The 18,130-nt window shown below is 65.4% G+C and carries 10 protein-coding genes; 1 reads left to right on the top strand and 9 read right to left on the bottom strand.

All coding sequences use genetic code 11. From position 1 onward, the window contains the following. A partial coding sequence (locus tag VGE27_RS13315; RefSeq protein ID WP_331050156.1) for a DUF808 domain-containing protein occupies window positions 1–884 on the top strand: 884 nt, incomplete at its 5' end. A gap of 90 nt (window positions 885–974) precedes the next feature. On the opposite strand, the gene VGE27_RS13310 is transcribed toward VGE27_RS13315, so the two are convergent. The 9 genes from VGE27_RS13310 to VGE27_RS13270 all read right to left on the bottom strand — a co-directional run bounded on the left by VGE27_RS13310 (window position 975) and on the right by VGE27_RS13270 (window position 18,092). Then, window positions 975–1,745 (bottom strand): DUF481 domain-containing protein, encoded by a 771-nt coding sequence (locus VGE27_RS13310; RefSeq protein ID WP_331050155.1) that lies wholly within the window; start codon window positions 1,743–1,745, stop codon window positions 975–977. Window positions 1,746–1,747: 2 nt separating this feature from the next. Continuing rightward, complete coding sequence (locus VGE27_RS13305; protein ID WP_331050154.1) at window positions 1,748–2,620, bottom strand: DUF481 domain-containing protein; 873 nt, start codon at window positions 2,618–2,620, stop codon at window positions 1,748–1,750. A 16-nt stretch (window positions 2,621–2,636) separates the two neighbouring features. Continuing rightward, window positions 2,637–3,542, bottom strand: coding sequence for a pirin family protein (locus VGE27_RS13300; protein WP_331050153.1), 906 nt, complete (start codon window positions 3,540–3,542; stop codon window positions 2,637–2,639). A gap of 411 nt (window positions 3,543–3,953) precedes the next feature. Next, window positions 3,954–5,813: a serine/threonine-protein kinase gene (locus tag VGE27_RS13295; RefSeq protein WP_331050152.1), complete on the bottom strand. Its 1,860-nt coding sequence runs from the start codon at window positions 5,811–5,813 to the stop codon at window positions 3,954–3,956. Window positions 5,814–5,894: 81 nt separating this feature from the next. Then, window positions 5,895–7,988, bottom strand: coding sequence for a M20/M25/M40 family metallo-hydrolase (locus VGE27_RS13290; RefSeq protein WP_331050151.1), 2,094 nt, complete (start codon window positions 7,986–7,988; stop codon window positions 5,895–5,897). Between the two features lie 150 nt (window positions 7,989–8,138). Continuing rightward, window positions 8,139–9,269, bottom strand: a complete 1,131-nt coding sequence (locus tag VGE27_RS13285; RefSeq protein ID WP_331050150.1) for an efflux RND transporter periplasmic adaptor subunit — start codon at window positions 9,267–9,269, stop codon at window positions 8,139–8,141. Window positions 9,270–9,343: 74 nt separating this feature from the next. Continuing rightward, window positions 9,344–12,538 carry an efflux RND transporter permease subunit gene (locus tag VGE27_RS13280; RefSeq protein WP_331050149.1) on the bottom strand — a complete coding sequence of 1,065 codons (3,195 nt, stop codon included), beginning with the start codon at window positions 12,536–12,538 and terminating at the stop codon, window positions 9,344–9,346. A gap of 256 nt (window positions 12,539–12,794) precedes the next feature. Beyond that, the gene (locus VGE27_RS13275; RefSeq protein ID WP_331050148.1) at window positions 12,795–15,374 is read right to left on the bottom strand and encodes a zinc-dependent metalloprotease; all 2,580 of its coding nucleotides are present in this window, start codon (window positions 15,372–15,374) and stop codon (window positions 12,795–12,797) included. A 147-nt stretch (window positions 15,375–15,521) separates the two neighbouring features. Then, window positions 15,522–18,092, bottom strand: coding sequence for a zinc-dependent metalloprotease (locus VGE27_RS13270; protein WP_331050147.1), 2,571 nt, complete (start codon window positions 18,090–18,092; stop codon window positions 15,522–15,524). Window positions 18,093–18,130 lie beyond the last annotated feature (38 nt).

The raw sequence follows: 18,130 nt of genomic DNA, 5'->3' as shown, positions 1-18,130 counted from the left end.
TGCTCGTATTGCTCGACGACATCACGTCGATGCTCGATGATGTCGCCCTGCTGACCAAGGTCGCTGCGAAAAAGACATCGGGCGTGATGGGCGACGATCTCGCGCTGAATGCCGAACAGGCCTCCGGTGTGCGGGTCGATCGTGAATTGCCGGTGGTGTGGGCGGTGGCCAAGGGATCCCTGGTCAACAAGGTGATCCTCGTGCCCGTGGCGCTGCTCATCAGCGCGTTCGCGCCTGGCGCGGTCATGCCGCTCATGCTGATCGGCGGCTTGTTCCTGTGTTATGAAGGCGTGGAGAAGCTGCTGCACAAGGCGCTGCATCGGCATGAAGAGTCCGACACGGTGCATCCGGTCATCGCACAACCCGAGCTCACGGACGAGCAGCGCATCGCGGTGGAGCAGGGCAAGATCAAGGGCGCTATCCGCACGGACTTCGTGTTGTCGGCCGAGATCATTGTGATCTCGCTGGGCACGATGAGTGCGGCGCCCATCGGGATGCAGATCGGTGCACTGAGCCTGGTGAGTCTTGCCGCCACGGTGTTCGTGTACGGACTTGTGGCCGGCATTGTGAAACTCGACGACCTCGGGCTCGCCTTGCACAACCGTGGCCGCGCCATCGGCGGTGTCATTCTCAAGACGGCGCCGTGGCTCATGAAGAGCCTGTCGGTACTCGGCACCGCAGCCATGTTCACGGTAGGTGGCGGTATCATCGCTCACGGTGTGCACGCGATTGATGTCGTGCTGGCCGGCTGGGCCGCTGCGACAGGCGCGATGGCCACAGTGGCCAAGGTTTTGCTCGATGCCCTGCTTGGTGTGGTGGCCGGTGCCGTGCTGGTCGGCATCGTGGTGCTGGCGAAGAAGCTCCGTCCTCGCGCCAAGGTCTGAGCAACGACGCCCACAATGCAAAGGCGCGGCAGATCTCATGGATCTGCCGCGCCTTGTACTGTCTATGCAGAACTGCCTTGTCTCACGCGGTCAGAACGAAACGGTAATGCCGCTGGAGAAGAAGGTATCCGTGGTCTTGAGCCGCATTTCCTCGCGGATGGGTGGCGAGTTGTTGTAGCGGACGACGTACGACAGCTTGAGTCCGAGTCGGCGCGACAGTGGCGCTACCAGCGATGACTCCGAATTCATCAGGTAGGCATCGCTGTCCGACAGGTTGGGCAGATATTCACCCGTCTGCTGGAAGTACGCGAGTTCGGTGAAGTTGTGCTTGTAGTCGAGTCCCAGGCGGGCGGCGGGAAAATTGCGCTTGGCGGTCGCCGTGGAACCCGGTGTCAGGTTCTGCTGAAACAATGAGCCACCGACCTGAAACGAGAGCTGGTCACGCTTGGCGACAATGGCCTTCACGTCCACACCGAAGCCCTCTTCAAAGCGACTCGCGATGCCCTGCAGCACGTTGCGATCAAAACGTCCCGCCACGAACAGGCCGATACGTTCCATGATGCGACGTTCTGCACGCAGACCACCGTTCCAGAAGTTGGCGTTGACCTTGTTTTCCGCTTCGCCATAGAAGAACGCGAGATCCTCGGCGAGGATCCAGCCGCGTGCCGTGTACTTGACCTTGTTGCCGAAGTTGGTTGTCGTGGCGTTGGCATTGCCGCTGGTCTGTGTGAAACCGGCGGTGCCAGACACTTCGAGGTTCTTCTTCTTCGGCTCTGCGTCCTGCGCGCGCAGGGCGGCGGGTGCGAGTGCACCGGCGGCGAATGCTGTGGCCACGGCCGTGGCAAGGAGATGTGTACGCATGATCAAAACGTAAGGGTAAGTCCCGACGAAAAGAACATATCGGTGGTTCGCAGGGGCACGTCGTTGCGAATGGGCGGCTCGGAGTTGTAGCGGACCACATAGCCGATCTTCACGCCCACATTGCGCGAAATCGGGGCGACAATGGCACTCTCGGTGTTCACGAATACGGATGTGGCCGTGTCACCAATGGCCGGCAGATACTCAGCTGTTTGGCGCAGGTACGCCAGCTGCGAGAATCGATAGCGATAGTCGAGGGCGGCCCGCGCCGCCGGAAATGCGCGTGAAACTCTCGCCACCGCGCCGGGCTCGAGCTGCTGGGAGAAGAGCGAGCCACCGAGCGAGACTTGCACGCGATTGCGACTGTCCTCGAAGGCCACGACGTTCAGCCCAAAGCCCTGCTGGAAGCGACTCGTCACGCCCTGCGGCACGTTGCGGTCGTATCGCGAGGCGAGAAAAAACTCGATGCGATCAGCGACGTTGCGGTCGAATCGCAGTCCGCCGTTCCAGAAATTCGCATTCACACGTCCGTTGGATTCGCCGTAGATGAAGGACAGATCCTGCCGGATGGTCCACTCACCAAGGCGATATCGGATGGTGTTGCCGACATTGATATTGCGCGCGGTCGCGTTGCCGCGCGTTTGCGCGAAGCCAAGCGACCCCGTGAAGTCGAAGACCTTCGGCTTGGGCGGTGCCTTGGGGGCGGGCTTCGCTGTCGTGCTGTCCTTGGCGGAGTCGGCGGTGGTGGGGCTGCCCGAACTCACGCTGGTGGTGCCCTGAGCGGCGGCGAATCGTGGGGCCAGCAACACGAGCGGTAGCATGGCCAGCCCCAACGACACATAGCGGATTGCAACAGCGTGAGCGAGTCGTCGCGTCATCAGTCACGGACAAACGTTACGGCTTGAGGAACGTCCCCTCGCGCAGTTCGCGCATGGCCGTCTGCAACTCGGCCTGGGTGTTCATCACGATCGGACCATACCACGCCACGGGCTCCTTGATCGGCGCACCGCTGACGAGCAGGAAACGGACGCCGTTCTCACCGGCGCGTACCACCACTTCATCGCCCGTATCGAACAGGATGAGCGACCGATTTCCGGAAAGGTCGCGCACGAGGTCATCGTCATCGCCGGCCGTTCGCTCGGTGAGTACCCCCATGTTGCCCGAAGCGTGCCGGAAGGTGCCGCTGCCCTCGAAGATGTAGGCAAATGTGCTGCGATAGGCGTCGACAGGCAGTGACTTGCGCACACCAGCCGGCACAAACACATCGAGATAACTCGGATCGGCCGCGATGCCATCGACCGGTCCACGCTTGCCCCAGAACTCGCCGGAGATCACGCGCACAATCGTGCCATCATCATCGGTGATCTCGACGATGTCCTTCGACTTCACATCCTGATACCGCGGCGCCGTCATCTTCAGTGACGACGGCAGGTTTGCCCACAACTGGAAGCCATGCATACGACCCTGCGGATCACCCATCGGCATCTCGTGATGCACGATGCCACTGCCAGCGGTCATCCACTGCACGTCGCCGGACCCCAGCAGTCCACGATTGCCGAGCGAGTCGGCATGCTCGACATTGCCGGCCAGCACGTAGGTGATGGTTTCGATGCCACGATGCGGATGCCAGGGAAAACCGGCCTGATACTGCCGCGGCACATCATTCCGAAAATCGTCGAACAGCAGAAACGGGTCGGTCTCGGTCGTGTTGCCGAACCCGAATGCGCGGTGCAGATGCACCCCGGCGCCCTCGGTGGTTGGCTGGGCCGTGACGATACTTTTGACAGGACGAATGGACATAAAGAGCTCCGAATTGAGATGACTTGAATATATCTCAGTTCTGAGGCATGTCAATGGGCGGGAATTGTAACCGGGATCCGGGAGCGGATATCTGATGTCAGATGTCTGAGATCTGACATCTGACGGAGATAGAGGAATGAGAAATCAGACCGTCGTAGATGTCAGAAGCCTGAGCACTTACGCCGGCCGCCTATCGTGTGCGCCCGACACACGGAGGCCTGTGCCTCCGACTGTGCGCCCGACGCACCGAAAGCCCGGGCCGCTGATCTCTGCGCGTCACGACGGAAGGCAGCCCGCCCCGTGCACTCAGACCTCTGAACTCTAGGACGGTCTGATCTCTCACCTGTCTATATCCGTCAGATTTCAGATCTCAGATCTCAGATCTCAGACATCTGAGCTGTATGCCGAGCTTCAGGGCACAATGATCGGCGCATCCGCGCGCGGTGTCGCTACAGCAGGCGGCGTTTCGCCGAAGATGTCGAATGCCCGCATCGCCACATCGATCGCGGCCAGTGCGGCCAGCAATTCCCCCTCGGCCTTGCGCAATCCCCACCGGTACATCGGGGCCACACTCGCGATCGTGATGCCGCCGAGTACCACTGCACCACCGAGCATGGGGCCCATCAGTGCGACACCACCAAGGGCGAGCAGCTTCTTGCCGAGCACGAGTCCCAATGCGCCGCCACCAAGGGAACTGCCGCTCGAGACGGCCAGCCAACTCGCGATGTTGGCCATCAGGCCGCGGCGCAGGTCGATCGTCATCGTGACTTCGCAGCTCCGTGAATCACCCGGCACCGCACTCAGCGACACACGCACCTGCGGGACGTACACGCCATAGCGCGTATACGTCCACTTGTAATTGGCATCGGCCATCGCGGGCAGGTCGAACACCAGCACGCCGCCATCGAGCGGATGACCGCCGAGCGTGTCGCGCAGGGCGAGTGACCACGGCGCACCCTGCAGCGTGCGGCCCAGTGATTGCAACACGGTGCGTGGGGGCGCGCGGAACGTGCGGGACACCGAGAGCGTGCGCTGCGCAGTGCCCAGCAATCGTGTGGTGAGCCGCTCGCGGCGGGGGGACATGCTGGGCGCGAGCGCCTGACCGGAGGGCTTGGCGCGCAGTTCATCGAGCGCGAGCATCACGAAACGCTGCGAGATGCCGGCTTCGATGGCCGCCGCCTCCACATCGCGCAGTCGATAGGCGTCGGTGGGAGCGCCGGTGGCGTTGTTGCTGCCCTGATCGCCGCTCAATTCCTGAGGAGCCGCGAGGGCGCGCGTGTCATTGGCCCGCATGCGCGTCTCGAGGCGCGCCGCGGCTTCAGCCTGCAGCTCGGCCGCACGACGCCACACGGCCATCGCGTCGTCGCTGTTGAGCGTGTCCTTGCCACCCACATCACGCACATCGTGTTCGAGATGCTCGAGCGCCTTGGCCAGCGCATCGGCGAGTTCTTCGCCGGTCGCGAATCGCTCGTCGGGGTGTTTGCGCAGGCAGCGATCAATCACCGCCGCGAGTGCCGTCGGCACCTCGGGCGCCACGCTGCGCAGTGCCGGTGGTTCCTTCGTCGCGTGTGCCACCAGGATGGCCTGCGGCGATGTCCCTTCGAACGGCAAACGGCCGCTCAACGCATAGAAGCCGATGCAGCCTAGTGCGTACAGATCGCTGCGTCCGTCGAGCACGTCACCGCTGGACTGCTCAGGACTCATGTAGTGCACCGTGCCCAGGACGTATCCGTCCTGCGTCAGCGCCGGATTGAAGTCGGCGCGCGCGATGCCGAAGTCCGTCACGATGGCGCGACTGGACGCACGTTCGAGCAGGATGTTGTCCGGCTTCACATCGCGGTGCACGATGCCACGCGCATGCGCGTAGGCGAGCGCCCACGCCACTTCACGCAGGATACGCACGACTTCCGCCGCCGGCAGCGAGCCGCGGTCACGAATGCGATCACCCAGCGACTCGCCTTCCACGAACCCCATCGCGAAGAACGCATACCCACCGATTTCATCGGCGCGGTACACCGGCACAATGTTCGGATGCGACAGCTGCGCAGCCATGCGGGCTTCGCGCAGGAATCGTTCGCGTGTTTCGCCGGCCTCCGCCAGCGCGGGCGGGAGCACCTTGAGCGCGACGGCGCGGTCGAGGCGTTCATCGCGGGCCAATAGCACAATGCCCATGCCGCCGCGGCCCAGTTCGCGCTGGATGGCATACTGTCCACTCAGGGCAACGCGCAGGGCGGCCAGTTCGGTCGGGGTAGTCTCGGGTTGATTCGACATGCTCACCTAAACTACGAAGGGGGCACGGACGAGTTGCAGGCAGCCTGCACTCTGCCGATGACGAGAGGCCGCTCGCCAGGGTCAGGGGCGTGCACGCGCCAGGGCGGCAATCAGCGACCCCAGTCGTTCCACATCACGCAGGTCCAACACCTCGGCGGGCGTGTGGCTGTAGCGGCCCGGCCACGAGAGTCCGGTGTTCGGAGCCCCGAAGAACGTGAAGGATGTCCCGTCGGTGCCGCCCTGGGTGAGTCCTGTTTGCAGTGGGATGTTCTGCGCACGCGCCACCTGGCTGACATGGGCACGCACGGCTGGCGGCGAAATGCTGCCGTTCTCGATGGCCCGCAGTACTGGCCCCGCGCCCAACCGCACGAACGCAAAGTGCGGCGACTCGAGCGGTGTCTCCGAACTCACGAACGTATCGATGCTGTACATGCGCTGCACCGAAGCGCCAATGCGGTTCGCCACGGCCTGTGCGCCGATCAGGCCCGTTTCTTCCTGCGTGGACCACACAAAAATCACCGTGCGGTCGAGACGCGCGGGATCGATCTGCCCCAATGCGAGCAGCAGCGCGGTGGAGCCGGCGCGATCGTCCATACTGCGTCCCGTGAATCGGGGGCCGGAGAGACGCACGGCGCTCTTGGGGCTGGTCACACCAGCGCCCACCACCACACCGCGCGCCACGAGCGCCGCAGAGTCGATCCCAAACCACGCGGTCATGCGTGCCGGTTGTCTGGTGCGCGCCGAGTCACGCGGCACGAAGACGCCAGCCAGCGTATCGGGCAGGCCGTTGGAGGTGGGCGGCAGATGCAGCAGTGCGGGTTGTCCTTCCCACGCCGAGCCGATGGCACCGCCACGTGCGCGCAGTGACACCGTGCCATCACGGGCAATCGTGGTGATGTCGTACGCGACCTCATCGAGATGTGCCATGAACACCACGGTGTCGCGCGCCGGGCCTGCGGTGACGATCAGGTTGCCGGCATCATCGACCTGCGCGCGCGACTGCGCCCACGCTGGCAGTGCACGCCGCACGGCATCACGCACACGCCATTCGTGTGTGGGCACGCCGGGCAGGTCCGCCAGTGTAGTGAGCAATCGCGCTGTTGCCGCATGCGGCTCTGTTGCTATCGAAGCGCGTGCGCGATCCCGCACCGGCACCATGACAAACACACCGGCGTCGTTCGTGCTCACACCGGCCGCACGCTGTGCTTCCGACAGCAACCAGCGGGATTCGGCGAGTGTGATACTCTCCACCAGCGTGCCCGCATGCCGCACCGCGGGCGATACGATGCGCAGGGAGTCTGCCCTGGCGGCGCGATACACACCGGCGTTGATACTGGGCAGCGCACCGGCGCGTGCCCACCGCTGCTGGCGCTCGCCGCGGCCATTCAGGAACACGGTGATCGTGTCCGCCACAAATCCGGGTATGCGTGCGAGCACACCACCCAAACCGGGCCATCCGAAGGCGCCTTGCACGCTCACGACAAACATGGTCTCGCCGCGCGGCACCTCACCGCGTGCAGCACCCGTCACCGCGGCGCACCCCGCCCGCAGTCCCGCCTGCGCCCCGCTCACACGATCGGCATACGTCCACGCCGGGAGACGGCGCTGCACCGGATCGAGCAGCGCGATGCCCAGTGCCTGCACGTCGGCCGCCGACTGCGCGCCAACATCCACCCACAACTCATCGGCCGTGGCAACGAGGGAATCGCGACGATGCTGCTGGGCGAAGTGTCCATTCGCGATGGCCACCACTCCCGGTACTGCGCCACGATCGGTGAGCACTTCGATCTGCTGGCCTTCGTGTGCCTGATCCCACAAGGCATGCGCCACATTGCCCACGCGATGCAGGCGCAGAAATCCATCGGTGGTGATCTGGGTGACGGCAAACCCTGGCCGATCAATCGCGCAGGCCACCACGCGTTTCGGCGATCCAGTTCCGCGGCGCAGCATCAGATTGCCGAGTGCGTCGGCCTGCCAGACACCGCCCGTTTCGCGCGACAAGGCTGATGCGAGCGCCGGTGTCGTGCGCATCTCGAGTCCGACAGGCGCGTCGAAGGAGACCCACGATGCAACGGCGGCCATGTCCCCCGCATCTGTGGCCGTGTCTTCCCACGTCGTGGGTGACGGCAGCGGCATGACGAAGCCGATGAGCACCGGGATCGGAAGCATGAGCATGATGGGCACGGCAAAGGGGCCAACACATGAAACACACGAACACGAACCAGCAAATGCCACAGGGGCCCGACACCGGAATGTCGGACCCCTGAATAGTGCGTCTGTGCACTGACTCTGCCGAGCGAACTCGGCGGCGTGTCTAGGGCACTGCTACTTCGCGCCGCCGCGAGCGATGGCCTTCACCGCCTGACCTGAAGCCAGTGACTCGGGTGGATTGACGACTACCTGATCACCCGGCTCGAGGCCTCCCAGCACTTCGAGTGAGGTGCCGTAGTCGCGGCCGATGGTGATGGGCACGAGACGCACGGTGTCCTTTTCCACGCGCGCGACCTGCGTACCGTCTCCGCGCACGATGAGTGCGATGGCCGGTACTCGCAGCGATGGCGACGACGGCACCTTGAGACGCACCGTGGCAAACATGCCCGGCAGCAGGCGTCGCTGTCCGTTGGGCACATGCACTTCGGTGAGCAGCGTGCGGGTGACCGGATCGATGGCGCCAGCGGTACGCACCACGGTGCCGGTGATCTCTTCGTTGCCCAGGTCGCTCACCACCACCGACGTGCGCATACCCACGCGCACGCGCGGGGCGGCGCTCTGCGGTACCTGGAGCATGACACGCACGGTGTCGGTCTGCACGAGCGACAGCAGCGGGCGTGCACCGGCCGCTGCGCCGGCCACCACCAGCGAGCCGATATCGATCGAGCGGGCTGTTACCACGCCATGAAATGGCGCGATGAGCACGCCGAAGCGCATCAGTTCGCGCAGATTGGCCAGGTTGGCCCGCGCAGCGCGCGAATTGGCGTCGGTCACGCTGGCGTTGGCGGTGCGCTCGTCGAATTCCTGCGGTGTGACCACGCCCTGCGCCGACAGCTGCTTCCAGCGGTCGAGCGAGGTGCGGGCGAGGTTGGCGCTGGCTTCGGTCTGCTCGAGCACGGCCGTGGCCTGCCGCTCCTGTTCGCGCAGCTCCGGCATGTCGAGAATCGCGAGCGTGTCGCCGGCGCGCACCGGCGAGCCGATGTCGACACGCAGTTGCCGCACAAAGCCGTTGGTACGCGCGAAGATGTTGGCTTCGTGCACACCGCTGAGCGTGGCCGGCAACTCGAATGGTGTGCTCGATGTGTCGCGCTTCACCGGCTCGGTGAACACGGTGGGCACAGCCGTGGACCGCGCACCTTCTTCGGCGCGGGAGCGTGACTGGGCGAGACGAGGCAACAGCCCCGCCACGAGCAGCGCCGCGAAGATCAGCACGAAGACGATCGGCATCATTCGGCCGCGACGCACGCGCGGACCCGAGTGGGTACCGGTGCGGTGGCCGCGATTGGTCGACGAAGCGGGAGTTCGCATGACGGAGCGCATCACGAGTTCAATACCGGCGAAGGAACCACTCCGTGCCGGTGAGCACGGAGACGGCTGTAAACAAAGGGGAGCAGCGTCAGGGTGGCAAACGTCGCGAAGAGCAGGCCGCCGATGACGGCGCGGCCGAGCGGCGCGTTCTGCTCGCCGCCTTCACCAAGTCCGAGAGCCATGGGCACCATGCCGACGATCATGGCGAGTGCGGTCATGATCACGGGGCGCAGGCGTGTGGCCGCCGCTTCGATGGCCGCCTCGAGCGCAGTGAGTCCGGCATCCATGCGTTCGTTGGCGAAGGACACCACGAGAATACCGTTCGCAGTGGCTACGCCCATACTCATGATCGCGCCCATGAAGGCGGGCACGCTGATCGTGTTGCCGCAGGCATACAGCGCCCAGATCACGCCGGCCATCGCGAGCGGCAGCGCACAGGCGATGATGAGCGGGTCGAGCCACGACTGGAAGTTGATGACCATGATCAGGTACACCAGCAGGATCGCGAATACGAGACCGGTGGCGAGACCAGCGTAGGAGGTGCGCATGCTGGCCACCTGCCCGCGCATCACCAGCGTGGTGCCGCGGGGCAGCGATTCCTGCAGTGAGTCGAGGACGACATCGATGTCGTCGGCCACCGCACCCAGGTCGCGATCGAGCACATTGGCGTACACGTCGTACACAGGCGCCACATCGTAGTGGCTGATGACACCCACGCTGGTGGAGCGGCTCACGGTCGCGAGGTTCTGCATCATCTGCGGCATCGTGCCACTGTTCGCGCCCGCCGCTCCCAGCACTGGCGTGCGACCGATGTCTTCGATGGACGCGATGCGATACTGCGGTGTCTGCACACTCACGCTGTACTGCACGCCGTTCTGCGGATTGAGCCAGACGTTGGGCGCCGCCTGCCCGCTGGATGCCAGCGACACGAGCAGATCGTTGGCCACGTCACGCTGCGTGAGGGCCAGTGACGCGGCGCGCGCACGGTCCACGGTCACGTTGAGCTGCGGCGCTTCGAGGCGCTGCTGCAGGTACACGTCCACGGCGCCGGGCACCTTCTTGATCCGCTCCTCGATGAAGCGCGCCACCTTGATGTTCTCCGCCCGGTTGGCACCCACCACCTGCACGTTCACGGGCGCCGGCAGACCGGCATTCAGAATCTGTCCGACGATGTCGGCCGACTGGAAAAACACCAGCACATCGGGGAACTCATCGCGCACCATGCGACGGATGCGGCGCGCATAGTCGGCCGTATTGCCCACACGGTGCTCGGTGAGCGTGATGAGCAGGTCGGCGTCAGTCATGCCGATGGTGGGGTTGTCGCTGTAGGCCAGGTTCGTGGAGCTGGTCGTGGCCAGACCGATGTTGTCGATAATGGTGGTGAGGTCGCCTGGCGGAATGATCTCACGAATGCGGTCTTCCACGGCTGCGACAACGCGCGCGGTTTCTTCGAGACGCGTGCCCACCGGTGCGCGCAGGTGCAGACGAATCTGCCCTGCATCGATCTGCGGGAAGAAGTCCCGACCCAGCCATGGAGCCAGTGCGCCGGCGGACAGGACGACCAGACCAGCCACCGTCATCAGGCGGCCGGGACGCGCCAGCATCGCCGTCACGGCGCCACGGTAGCTCACGCGCCACTGTTCGAAACGATGTTCGAAGTTGTGGTGAAACTGTGCGAAGAAGCCGGGACGCTTGGGCATGCCGGCCCGCTTCGCTTCGAGCGCGCGTTCACGCTCCATCGCGTAGCGCACCAGCGTGGGCACCAGCGTCCGCGAGATCACGTACGACGCCATCATCGCGAATACCACGGCCATGGCCAGCGGACGGAACAGCGAACCGGCAGCGCCACTCAGGAAAAAGATCGGCACGAACACGATGCAGATGGCCAGCGTCGACACGAGGGTCGGAATGGCGATCTGGCCGGCGCCGTCGAGAATGGCCTTCTCGATGTCCGGCTCGTGCTCCTGCACCCGGTGGATGTTCTCGATGCCCACGGTGGCGTCGTCGACCAGCACGCCGACCGCGAGCGCGAGGCCACCCAGCGTCATCACGTTGAGCGTCTGCCCGAGCATGGACAGCACGGTCACCGAGCAGAGAATCGACAGTGGGATGGACAGTGCCACGATGAGCGTGGAGCGCCAGCTGCCAAGGAAGATCAGGATCATCGCGGCCGTGAGGCAGGCGGCGATGAGCGCTTCAATGACCACACCCTTGAGGGCGGCCTTCACGAACAGCGACTGGTCGGCCAGGATATCGACCTTGAGGGCCGGTGGCAGCGTGGCGAGGATGCCGGGTAGGGCGCCGCGTACGCGGTTGACCACGTCGATGGTGGACGCGCCACCCGACTTGAGCACCTGAATGAGCGCGCCGCGCACCCCGTCACGGTGCACGATGTTGGTCTGCACCGAGTAGCCGTCGCGCACATGGGCGACGTCGCGGATGCGCACGAGCGCCCCATTGACCACCCGGATCGGGAGGTCGTTCATCTGTTCGACGATGTCGGGACTGCCGTTCAGGCGCACAACGTACTCGCGCTCACCGATCTTGGCCGTGCCGCCGGGCAGCACGAGATTTTGCGCGTTGATCGCGTCGCTGACATCGGTGGGAGAAAGGCCACGCGCGAAAAGCTGGGCGGGGTCCAGATCCACGTTGATCAGGCGCGACCGGCCGCCATACGGCTGCGGCACGCTGGCGCCGCGCACGGTGGCGAGGCGGGTGCGGATGCCGTTGGTGCCCAGGTCGGAGAGCTGCTGCTCGGAGAGCGAGTCACCACCCAGCGCGAGCTGCAGCACGGGCACATTGGCCGCGTTGTAGCGCACGATGAATGGCGCAGCCGCGCCCGGTGGCATGATGCGCAGGATGGACTGCGACACCGCCGCGAGCTGAGCGACGGCCGACTCGATGCGCGCCCCGGGTTGGAAGAACACCTTGATGACCGTGACACCAGCCAGCGACTGCGACTCGATATGCTCGACGTCGTTGACGGTGGTGGTGACGGCTCGTTCATAGGGGGTCCCGAACCGGCGCTCCATCTCCTCGGGCGGGAGGCCGTTGTAGGACCAGATGACCGACACGACCGGGATATCGAGCTCCGGCAGGATGTCGGTCGGCATACGCAGGGCCGACAGCACCCCGAAGAGCACCACCAACAGCGCACCGACGATGAAGGTGTAGGGGCGCCGCAGGGCGAGTTGTACAATCCACATGGCAGAGGAGCGGGAGTCGCCAGTACCACGGGCGCTTCCAGAATCGCCCGGCACTCAGGATTACGTGGCATGCCCACAATACGCTCCGGGTTTTGCCCCGATTTCGGTCGGAAAATGAGCGAAATCCCACGAAAGTGGACGGAAACGTCCAGAAAGGTCCGGAAACACACGGGGTGGCCGCGCAGATGCACGGCCACCCCGTTGAACCAGCCGGTGCAAGTCGTTGCTTGCCCGGCGGTCAGTGCTCCAGAAAGTCCTACTTGTCCGTGTCCAGCATCGTCTTGATCTGGTCCCGGGCATCCTGCATGTGAGCCCGTGAGGCGCGGTCGCTGCTGCGACCAATGGCGCCCGCCAGCTCACGATCCAGCGTGCGGACCTCGTCCTTCACGATGGCCCGGAAGTCGCGCGGCTGCGACAGCGGGATGCCCAGCAGCTGCGCGATCTGCGCCTCGGCCGGCGAGGTGGCCGGCGGCTTGATCTTGGTGGCCATCTGCTCGAGGTACACGTTCTGCAGGCGACGACGGTAGGCCGTGATCGGCTTGCCCGACGCCACTTCGCTCCAGACACCGCGGCGCACGTCGGTCAGCATCTCACCGACCGAGTACACATTGGCCTGATTGCTGGACGTCGCCTCGATCTCCACGAGACGCTGCAGCTTGGTGTTGTTGAGCAGGCTGTTCAGTGCACGGGCCTGCGCACCCACCACGCGGTTGATGTTGCCCTCCGACTCGAGACGACGAAGCGTCGGGACGTCGGTGAGGTAGGCCGGCGTGGCAAACACCTGTTCGTTCAGGAACTTCACGGCCGCCTTCTGGCGCGCGCGGGACACCGGAGTCCACACCGGACCGCTCTGGCTCAGCCGCTTCTCCTGCTTGTCCAGACCGCCCACGATCTTCGCGACGTGGTTGGCTTCCAGCGCCCACTGGCCGACTACGCCGTTGTACGTGGCGCGCAGCAGGGAGAAGTCAGCGGTCTTGTCGGCACTGGCGGCGCCATCCACCAGCTTCATGACGCGGGCGATGTTCTTGAAGCCCAGCGCCGTGGCGGCCACGGCATCGGCATCACCGATGGCTTCCGACTGCTCACCCGGATCGGCGCCACCGGCACCGGCATCGCTGGCAAAACGGTACCAGGGCACCGTGTCCTGCATGCGCGCCCATGCATCGAGCTGACGCAGTTCGGCTTCAGGCGTGGTCGCTCCGGGAATGGGGGAGTAGCCCCACTTCACGGCATAGGTGTCGTACACGCCGACCCGCGGCACGAGATCGGCCAACGGGATGTTGTCTTCGGGCTGCGCGACGTAGTTGAAGCGCGCGTAGTCCATGATCGACGGCGAGTGACCCATCTTCGCCACCCACGTCTTCGAGCGCACCGAGTCGAGCGGGTACATCGAGCTGCCCTTGAAGTTGTGCGGGAAGCCCAGCGTGTGTCCCACTTCGTGTGCCACGACGAACTGGATGAGACGGCCCATCAGCGAGTCGGGGAACGGGAAAGTCTGCGCGCGCTTGTCGAGATGCCCCACCTGCGAGAAGTACCACTCACGCTGCAGGTCGAGGATGTTGTGGTACATCTGCACGTCGGCATCGATGATCTCACCGGTGCGCGGGTCCACCAGGCTCGGGCCCTGCGCATTGGCCACCGGCGACGGTAGCCAGCGGATCATCGCCACACTGGCGTCTTCACCGGAGAACTCGGGATCGTTCGGCACCTGGCCGGCGACGATGCCCTTGGAGAAACCGGCCGCCTCGAACGCGGGCTGCCACTCCTCGATACCGGCCTTCACCCACGGCACCAGCCAGGCGGGCGTGGCAGGATCCACGTAGTACGTGATCGGCTTCTTCGGCACGCACAGGTTGCCCTGCTTCTGAGCCGAGCACTCGAGGCGCCAGCGGCTGATGTAGCGGCGCGGCAGCACACGCTGCTCACGCGAACCGAAGTCCGTGCGGGCGCGTGAGAAGTAGCCCACGCGCTCGTCGTACAGGCGCGGCATCATCGGGTCGTCGGGCAGGCGCACCACGGAGAACGTGTAGGCCTCCGTCGACGTGCCCGGTGCACCACCACCGCCGAAAATCGGCAGCGGCGCGGCGCCCGGCGTGGGGACCGGCGTGAACGTCTGCACCGCCGTCACGTTCACGTTGCGCGAGAACGCCGAGAACTTGTCGATGAACGAACGCGACGCGTCGACCGTGGCGCGGCGGCCATTGGCCGTGAACTCCTGCACGCCGCCGGTGAACAGGCGCGTCACATCGATCACGGACGCGCTGTCCTTGCCGTAGGCGTCGACATTGAACGATGCGAGGATCGGGAAGAACTCGATCAGCGACATCGCCCGCGCCGTCTGCAGCGTGGTGTCGGAGGCGACGTTGTTGTAGTTGACGTCGCGCAGCAGGATGCGGTTGTCGCGGCGCTCGAAACGCACGAGGCGCGTCGGGCCATTGGTGCTGCCCGTGATGGCGGCATTCGTGCCGGACAGCACGGTGGTCACCATGAAATCCTTGCCGAGCTGCGCGGCCGGAATTTCGAAGTAGAGACGGGCGCCCACCTGGTGCACGCCGAACACACCGTCCTTGGACTTCGCGCGCGACGTGATGACCGACGCGTACGGGCGGGGCGCGGGTTCACCCTGCGCACCCATGGCACCGGCCAGGGCGGCAAGGTTGGGCGCGCCGGCGGGCGGCTGACCAGCCGTGGGACCGGCGGGTGTGGGGCCGGCCGGGCGATTGTTGGCACCGGCCGGTGCATTCGGCGTGGGAGCAGTCGCCGGCTTGGCTGCCGGTCGGCAGGCGGCGAACACGAGGCCCGCCGCCAGGAGCGGCATGTAACGACGGTTGTGCATGTGACCCGACGGGAAAAAGGAAACGGGCCGAACCAGCTGGCAACGGCGAGCTGGTCCGACCCGTGCATCGATGGATTCTAGGCGTCGTGCCCAGCCCCCGTCAGTCCTCCATTTTCCAGAGCCTGTTCAGACTGTGTTCGGTCCCGTTCAGTCCTTGGGGTTGAGCATGGTCTTGATCAGGTCCCGGGCGTCTTCGAGGTGCGCCTTGCTCATGCGGTCGCTCGTCCGGCCGATGGCCGAGGCCAGCTGGGCGTCGAGGGCGCGCATTTCGCTCTTGATGATGGGGCGAATGTCGGCCGGGCTTACCGGCGCCTGACCGCCAAAGCCGCCGCCACCACCGCCCTGACCGCCGGCAGCCGGGGCCGGCGGGTTGATCTTGGCGGCCATCTGCTCGAGGTACACACGCTGCAGCCGGCGACGGAACGCGTCGATCGGCGCGCCCGTGGCCGTCTCCTTCCAGAGACCACGACGCAGATCCGTCAGCAGTTCGGCCACCGGATAGACCTCGCTGCGCGACTTGGCCCGCGCTTCGAGCTCCACCATGCGCACGAGGCGGTCGTTGGCCAGCATCGCCGTCATCGAACGCGCCTGCGCGGCGCCCACGCGATTGAGCGAGCCACTCGGCTCCACCTTCCGCAGGATGTTCTCGTCGAGCAACCACGTTGGCGTGGTGTAGGCGTTGTCGAGCAGGAACTGCACGGCCGCCTTCTGACGAGCCGGCTCCACGTTGCGCCAGATCGGTCCCACCTGACCCACCACCTTCTCGTGGCGGTACTCGGACCCGACGATGCGCGACACATGCCCCAGTTCGGTGGCCCACTGATTCACCGTGCGGCTGTACAACTCTTCGAGATTGTCGTACGTGTCGCCTTCCTTCCACGCCGTGGCGCTTTCCAGAAAGCCCATCACGCGCTTGAGGTTCTTGATGCCCAGCGCGGTGGCACGCACGGCATCGGCATCACCTACTGCTTCCGACTGTTCGGCGGGATCGACACCACCGGCATCACCGCTGAAGCGATACCAGGGAATGGTGTCCTGCATGCGCGCCCATTGATCGAGCTGACGACGCTCGTCGTCGGGCGTGCGCGCACCGGCGATCGGGCTGTAGCCCCACTTCACCGCATAGATGTCGTACGGACCTACCTTCGGGATCAGGTCGTCGAGTGCAATGCCGTCTTCCGGCTGCGCGACGTAGTTGTAGCGCGAGTAGTCCATCAGCGTGGGCGTGTGGCCCATCTTGGCCACCCACGTCTTCGAACGCACCGAGTCCAGCGGATACATGGAACTGGCCTTGAAGTTGTGCGGGAAGCCCAGCGTGTGTCCCACTTCATGCGCGGTCACGTACTCGAGCAGGCGGCCGGCCAGCGAATCGGGGAACGGCAGCTTCTGCGCGCGCGGGTCGAGCGGCGCGACCTGCGTGAAGTACCAGGCGCGCGTGAGATTCATGACGTTGAGGTACGTCTGCACGTCGGCGTCGAGAATTTCACCCGTGCGCGGGTCCTTGAGTGAAGGACCCACCGCGTTTTCGGTGGCCGACGGCAACCAGCGCACCATGCTCACCGTGGCGTCTTCACCGGAGAAGTCAGGGTCGTTGGTGGGCGCTTCGGCCGCTACGATACCCTGATGGAAGCCCGCCGCTTCGAACGCCGGCACCCACGCTTCGATGCCCTTGCGGATCCACGGCTTGAGCCACGCCGGCGTGGCCGGATCGAGGTAATACGTGATGGGCTTCTTGGGCACACACAGGTTGCCCACCTTGCGATCGCTGCACTCCAGGCGCCAGCGCGAGATGTAGCGGCGCGTTTCCACACGCTGCGTGGCTCCGGAAAAATCACGTTGCACCACGGTGCCATAGCCCACGCGCTCGTCGTGCATGCGCGGCATCATCAGCTGCTCGGGCAGCTTGGCAATGGAGAACGTGTACTTCTCCGTGCTGGGCGCGTTGGGGTTGGCTGCGCCCGGTGGGCCACCGCCGCCGGCCGGCGCCGCACCCTGCGGCGTGAACGACTGCACGGCCGTCACGTTCACATTGCGCGAGTAGGCCGCGAAGCGCTCGATGTACGAGCGGGCGGCATCCACCTGCGCGCGACGACCCAGCGCCGAGTATTCCGGCACACCGCCGGTGAACATGCGTGTGACTTCCACGACGGCCGAGCTGTCGGGGCCGTACGCTTCGACATTGAGCGCGGCGAGAATCTTGGTCACGCCGATCAGTTCTGCGGCGAGACGCTGCGACGCGGCGGTGTCGGCGATCATGTCTCGGAACGACGCTTCGCGCACATAGACGCGATGATCGCGGCGTTCGAAGCGCACGACGTTGTTGCCGCCCTGCGTGCCGCGGATGCCGATTTCATCGGGTGTGCCGGCCAGCGTGGTGACCACCACGTAGTCCTTGCCCAGTTCGGCGCGCGGAATCTCGAAATAGAGACGCGAGCCGACCTGGTGCACCTTGAACACGCCGCTCTTGGTGACGGCACGCGGTGTGATGACGGCGCTGTAGGCGCGGGGCTGCGGATCCTGTCCCGCGGCACCGCCGCCGCCAGCACCACCGCCGGGCTGTGCAGCGGGTGCACCGGCGGGAGCCGCACCGGGCCCGGCCGCAGGACGAGCCGCGGCTGGCGCGGGAGTGGGGGCCGGCGTGGCTTTCGGCGCACAGGCGCCGAGCACGAGGCCAACGGTGGCCAGTCCGGCGGCGAGCGTGGATTGGGTGTAGCGCATTGGTGGGATAGAGGGAGGGCTGAAATGCCGGTCCTTCC

This window comes from Gemmatimonas sp. (genome assembly GCF_036405635.1).
Lineage (GTDB): Bacteria > Gemmatimonadota > Gemmatimonadetes > Gemmatimonadales > Gemmatimonadaceae > Gemmatimonas.
Note: the sequence above shows the minus strand (reverse complement) of the source record. Positions and strands in the feature narration are given on the sequence as shown.

Excerpts from the sequence above, each read along its gene's own strand:
- VGE27_RS13280 (WP_331050149.1), bottom strand. The coding sequence starts at position 12,538 with ATGTGGATTGTACAACTCGCCCTGCGGCGCCCCTACACCTTCATCGTC.
- VGE27_RS13270 (WP_331050147.1), bottom strand. The coding sequence starts at position 18,092 with ATGCGCTACACCCAATCCACGCTCGCCGCCGGACTGGCCACCGTTGGC.
- VGE27_RS13300 (WP_331050153.1), bottom strand. The coding sequence starts at position 3,542 with ATGTCCATTCGTCCTGTCAAAAGTATCGTCACGGCCCAGCCAACCACC.
- VGE27_RS13295 (WP_331050152.1), bottom strand. The coding sequence starts at position 5,813 with ATGTCGAATCAACCCGAGACTACCCCGACCGAACTGGCCGCCCTGCGC.
- VGE27_RS13290 (WP_331050151.1), bottom strand. The coding sequence starts at position 7,988 with ATGCTCATGCTTCCGATCCCGGTGCTCATCGGCTTCGTCATGCCGCTG.
- VGE27_RS13310 (WP_331050155.1), bottom strand. The coding sequence starts at position 1,745 with ATGCGTACACATCTCCTTGCCACGGCCGTGGCCACAGCATTCGCCGCC.
- VGE27_RS13305 (WP_331050154.1), bottom strand. The coding sequence starts at position 2,620 with ATGACGCGACGACTCGCTCACGCTGTTGCAATCCGCTATGTGTCGTTG.
- VGE27_RS13275 (WP_331050148.1), bottom strand. The coding sequence starts at position 15,374 with ATGCACAACCGTCGTTACATGCCGCTCCTGGCGGCGGGCCTCGTGTTC.